The 739-nt window shown below is 62.5% G+C and carries 1 protein-coding gene; it reads left to right on the top strand.

The window, feature by feature from the left end:
- Nucleotides 1-27 precede the first annotated feature (27 nt).
- Nucleotides 28-739, top strand: a 712-nt coding sequence (locus tag HP499_RS24675) for a quercetin 2,3-dioxygenase family protein (RefSeq protein ID WP_172326632.1), incomplete at its 3' end; no start/stop codon positions are given.

The following is a 739-nucleotide window of genomic DNA, read 5'->3' as shown; positions in this document are numbered from 1 at the left end:
CAGCCTGACGAAGGAAAGAAGGAACACATGTCCCTCAGCGTCGAGGAAATCAACAAAACACTTCCCCTGGCCAACACGCTCCCGGGCGAAGCTGTCCCCTACTACATGGCCTCCGGCGAAGGCGCCCGCTACGAGATCAACGGCCAACTCATCACCGTGATCGCCCGGGCGGCAGACACGGGCGGCATCTTCAGTGCCGCCTACGTTTCCGGTGGCCTGGGTGCTGAGTCGCCCTTTGTCAGCCACGCGATCGAACATAAAACGCTGTACGTCTTCGACGGCATCCTGCACGTGTGGCTGCCGGGCGAAAGCCGCATCCTGACACCCGGAGATTCAGTAGTCATTCCGCCGGGGACTCCCCACGCCTACCGCATGGCCAGCCACTACACCCGCTTCCTCAACTGGATGACACCCGGCGGGGCAGAGGCCTACTACGAGCGTGTGGGCACTCCCATCGACTCACACGTTCCGCCCGCCCGTGCCGGCCACACGCTGACCAGCCGGGAACAAGCGGAGGTCGGTGCCGAATTCGGCATCACTTTCCCGGATGTGGAACGCGTCCAGCCGGGACTGCAGCAAAACGCCGGCCTGCCCGCAACGCTGAGCCCTTACTTCCTCAGCGCGGGCGAAGGCGAGCGCCTGGTCAGCTACCAGACCATGTTCTCCTACCTTTCAAGGCCGCAGAATACCGGGGATAACTATTTTGCCGTCCACACCAAGGGCGCCAAATCTCCCTATA

The organism is Paenarthrobacter sp. CM16, assembly GCF_013179505.1.
Classification (GTDB): Bacteria; Actinomycetota; Actinomycetes; order Actinomycetales; family Micrococcaceae; genus Arthrobacter.
This window is presented reverse-complemented; position numbering and strand designations above follow the sequence as displayed.